The 4,033-nt window shown below is 53.6% G+C and carries 6 protein-coding genes; all 6 read right to left on the minus strand.

The genetic code is table 11. The features are described from left to right. A partial coding sequence (locus BUE38_RS21965; protein ID WP_200802219.1) for an RHS domain-containing protein occupies nucleotides 1-537 on the minus strand: 537 nt, incomplete at its 3' end. 222 nt (nucleotides 538-759) lie between these two features. Continuing rightward, nucleotides 760-1,260 carry an Imm21 family immunity protein gene (locus BUE38_RS21970; RefSeq protein ID WP_073437388.1) on the minus strand — a complete coding sequence of 167 codons (501 nt, stop codon included), beginning with the start codon at nucleotides 1,258-1,260 and terminating at the stop codon, nucleotides 760-762. Then, complete coding sequence (locus BUE38_RS21975; RefSeq protein ID WP_084542098.1) at nucleotides 1,257-2,213, minus strand: RHS repeat-associated core domain-containing protein; 957 nt, start codon at nucleotides 2,211-2,213, stop codon at nucleotides 1,257-1,259. Before BUE38_RS21975 ends, BUE38_RS21970 begins: the two co-directional genes overlap by 4 nt. A gap of 213 nt (nucleotides 2,214-2,426) precedes the next feature. After that, a complete protein-coding gene (locus BUE38_RS21980; protein ID WP_073437390.1) occupies nucleotides 2,427-2,777 on the minus strand; it encodes a DUF7716 domain-containing protein in 351 nt (116 codons plus the stop codon). A 90-nt stretch (nucleotides 2,778-2,867) separates the two neighbouring features. Then, a complete protein-coding gene (locus BUE38_RS21985; RefSeq protein WP_073437391.1) occupies nucleotides 2,868-3,251 on the minus strand; it encodes a hypothetical protein in 384 nt (127 codons plus the stop codon). Next, nucleotides 3,251-3,979: an RHS repeat-associated core domain-containing protein gene (locus BUE38_RS23425; protein ID WP_327077527.1), complete on the minus strand. Its 729-nt coding sequence runs from the start codon at nucleotides 3,977-3,979 to the stop codon at nucleotides 3,251-3,253. Before BUE38_RS23425 ends, BUE38_RS21985 begins: the two co-directional genes overlap by 1 nt. Between the last annotated feature and the right edge of the window lie 54 nt (nucleotides 3,980-4,033).

A 4,033-nucleotide genomic window follows, 5' to 3' on the forward strand; every position in this document is an offset into this window, starting at 1 on the left:
ATAGTGACCGACCCAGGCGAGGTCACCGTTGGTGTCGGTGACTTCCAGCGGGGTGCCGAGATGGTCCGTCTGGAAGTAGTAGAGCTTTGGTTCGGCCAGCCGGTAGCCGCTGTACAGCACGGTGCCGCTGCCAGTGACCTGCGGGATGACTTCGTAATGGGCTTCCAGCTTGGCAGCGGGGATAAAGCTGCCTGGTTCGAACAGGTAACTGACGCGGCGCTGAGGCGCCATGGCCACCGTGTCCAGGCTATGCACGCGCTGGGCGACCGGGACCGACAGCCTGCGTTCCGGGTTCTCGCGTGCGAGCTCCAACGGCTCGGCAGGGAAGGCCGTCGGTGGTTTGCCCTGGAAGCTTTCCTCACTCTGCAGGAGATCGCCGTCCCAGGTGAACACCGTCAGCTCGGGGGACTGGCCCTGATGCTCGACCTGTTTCCAGACCCGTCGCCCCAGACCATCGTAGCCATAACGGGCCTGAGTGGTGGGCAGGGCGGCATCACCTGCAGCAGGTGCCTGGGCGTAGTGGCTGGCTGGCCCCAACTGGTCAGCAGCAGGCCCTCATTGGCGCGGACGGCCCGGCGAGTGCTGCACTTATTGGTTGAGTTCAGGCTTCACTTTGGTCGGTAAATCAGAGAGGGTACCGGCGCTGGCCCTCCTGCTTCTACCGCGTTGTCCAAAGTGCTGCAGTTATTCTATGAATCCAGGCTCCAAGCATTCGGGTTGTAGTGGGAGTCTGACTCTCTGTGGCGGCTTAGTGAGCACCTATGGTATGGAATCAATAGAATGAACTAATAGTGATGTGGTAGAGGTGGGTTGATGGATAAAAGTTGAGATTTTGGCCTTGTTCTCACGAGTTGAAAACTCCAAACATTGAGTTGGGTCGAACTCATCGGCTGCATCAAATATAACTAATGGCTGACTTTTCCAGTCAACGGTTATCTTCTCGATAAAGTGCACGGTATCAAAATCGATTTTTTCAATGGCGTTCTGTACATCGGGTTCACTATCAGCCCACTTCCATCGAACAATCAACTGCCGATCATCTGAAAAAGCAATCGCTGTCTGCAAGGGCTCATCCCCCAAGACAAGTATCTCCGTGTCATGTAGATATAACTTTTCAATATAATCACTTGTCTGGCAGGCCAAATAATAATCAGAGGAAGATCCGTTTACTCCTTTCCATAAAGAAGCTTTACCTTCCTCCATCACTACAAATGGCCCCCCCGAGCTATTAATCCAATCTGAAATAGCATATTTCTTCATCGGCCATTCCTCCTTTTTTGCTGTGTAACTTGCCCTGCTTGCCTGAGGCTGCATTGTCTACAATGGGGGTATAGGCGCTGAGGCTCTCCTGCTTCATTCAACGCATTTGGAGTTTGGTGGTCAGGAATGAAGTCGCCGCTTTTAGTGCCGGGCTCTATGGAGCCACATGTATGGCAGCCATCACGATACCCAATGGTGTTTATTTGTTGCCTTTCGTCTAAGGTGAAGTTGCGTTCAGGTCCCCTTGCAGGAATAGATTCCGTGGCATAAGGGCCTGGTTTCAAGGTCTCGCTACCAGCCAACCCCAGCGGATCCACCCATCCAGTAGGGTTGGGCGCGTACATATACAGGTTTTCGCCACCTGCCAAGCCTATCGGATCCTGGGTGGTGAAGCGACCGATCTGCGGGTCGTAGTAGCGGAATCGGTTGTAATGCAGGCCCGTTTCTTCGTCGTGGTACTGGCCCTGGAAGCGGAAGGGGTTGTCGGTGGCGGCGTTGTTGCCGTTGCCGTCTCTGGCCTTGTCGAGCTTGCCCCAGGCGCGATAGTGACCGACCCAGGCGAGGTTACCGTTGGTGTCGGTGACTTCCAGCGGGGTACCAAGATGGTCCGTCTGGAAGTAGTAGAGCTGCGGCTCGGCCAGCCGGTAGTCGCTGTACAGCACTGTGCCACTGCCGGTGGCTTGCGGGATGGCTTCGTAATGGGCTTCCAGTTTGGCAGCGGGGATGAAGCTGCCTGGTTCGAACAGGTAACTGACGCGGCGCTGAGGCACCATGGCCACCGTGTCCAGGCTATGCACGCGCTGGGCGACCGGAACCGACAGCCTGCGTTCCGGGTTCTCACGTGCGAGTTCCAGCGGCTCGGCAGGGAAGGCCGTCGGCGGTTTGCCCTGGAAGCTTTCTTCACTCTGCAGTAGATCGCCGTCCCAGGTGAACACTGTCAGCTCGGGGGACATGGAAAGTGTAGAGCGCCAAGCGCTGGTGTCGCTTGGCGGCCACACGTCCTTATCCCGTTTCTACGAGGCGGTAGCTGACAAGCTGGCAGGCCGCCAACTCTGGCGTGAGAAGGTTCTTCAGCCCCCATGGCAATGCTTGGGGGCCTTCGCTTGTTGCTTCGATCCAGTTAAATACTCAATAGCCAATGCTGGCGATATGCTTAGGCTTATCTGTTACGCAAGATCAATAAATGTATCGCTTTTTATATACCAGTTGATCCCATCAATAATCTCGCTAGCTGAAGCGTTTGCTTTTTGAGTTAATGCATTTCTGACGACATCTTCGAGCTGGTCTCCGTAAAAGAATAATTCCAGATTATTTTCTCTAACGAAGGCAGGGTATAATTCCTCATCGTCATCATCTATCTCAGGATAGCCAGCAAGATAACAGGTGAGGCTGGGGATCCCAGTGAGTTCATACTCATCTGTGTACACACAGAAATCACTGGCGGCTTTGACGCCATCAGCCAATAGCCTTACAAGCTGCTCGAGTGTGTAAGGCTTCTCGAATTCAAGGTTGCTCACCTACACCACCCCAAAATCCCGTTTGCATGAGTGGCCCATCCCTATATCAAATCCATAAGGTCTCAATTTCAGCTTTCAGAAATGCATCGCTTATAGCATATCTGGGCGGTAGCCGGGAGCATATTTTCCATGTTTCCGCTCTACAAACTGGACTCCGATAAGTGAGTCTTTAAGAAAATAAATTTCTCCAGTATGCCCCTCTGTCTTTACGTAGTAGAAGAGTATCTCGTCTTCGCCGGAGTGTTGAGTTAATTGGTTGATTAGCTCTTTCATGCCAAAAGCATTTATTTTTCCCTCTGCCGCCATTTTGTGACGGCTTTCTGCTTGTTGTTTTGCGAAAGATGCTGATGTTTTTCTAGGGTTTTCTCCATAAAGAGAAAGTGTGTCTAGTGACATTTTTTCAATCTTTTCTTTCAGCTCCCTCTTGTCAAAGGCTTGGCTGAGTATAAATTTTGCATGCTGGAGCATATCCATTATAGGCACCCCTCGCGAGAGACGTTTACTCCGGTCCTAGTTCCTTCTTGAAGCATTTCTGCCTCCCCCCAGTCGTTTATATGAGTCCATCCCCATGACCATGAATCTCCCGACTGAGGAGCACCCTGTGGGACTGAAAGCAGAACGCCACCAGCTCCATCCTTGTTGGCGTGTTGCAATGCGAGAGACTTATCCGGAGTCCATGAGACGTACTGGCTTTCTCCGGTTAACCCTCCTTCTGCGTGCTGCTCGGGAGACAGGTTCGCATTTGGGTTTGCTGGTCTGACAACACCTTGTGTGGCATCGTCAAGTGCTGGGTGATTCGCACTGACCCCACGGTAAAGACATCGACAGCATGACTTATTCAATCCAAGCGGATCAACCCAGATGGTGGGGTTGGGGGCATACTGATAGAGATTCGCACCACCCATTAGCCCGATGGGGTCCTGGGTGATAAATCGCCCTATCTCGGGATCATAGTACCGATGGCGGTTGTAGTGCAGCCCGGTTTCTTCGTCGTGGTACTGGCCTTGGAAGCGGAAGGGGTTGTCGGTGACGGCGTTGTTACCGTTGCCGCCTCTGGCCTTGTCGAGTTTGCCCCAGGCGCGATAGTGGCCAACCCAGGCGAGGTTGCCGTCGGTGTCGGTGACTTCCAGCGGGGTGCCGAGATGGTCGGTCTGGAAGTAGTAGAGCTGCGGCTCGGCCAGCCGGTAGTCGCTGTACAGCACTGTGCCACTGCCGGTGGCTTGCGGGATGGCTTCGTAATGGGCTTCCAGTTTGGC

Origin of the sequence: Halomonas cupida (assembly GCF_900142755.1) — a bacterium.
Lineage (GTDB): Bacteria > Pseudomonadota > Gammaproteobacteria > Pseudomonadales > Halomonadaceae > Halomonas > Halomonas cupida.

Coding starts and splice junctions, on each gene's coding strand:
- BUE38_RS21985 (WP_073437391.1), bottom strand. CDS start 3,251: ATGGATATGCTCCAGCATGCAAAATTTATACTCAGCCAAGCCTTTGAC.
- BUE38_RS21975 (WP_084542098.1), bottom strand. CDS start 2,213: ATGTCCCCCGAGCTGACAGTGTTCACCTGGGACGGCGATCTACTGCAG.
- BUE38_RS21970 (WP_073437388.1), bottom strand. CDS start 1,260: ATGAAGAAATATGCTATTTCAGATTGGATTAATAGCTCGGGGGGGCCA.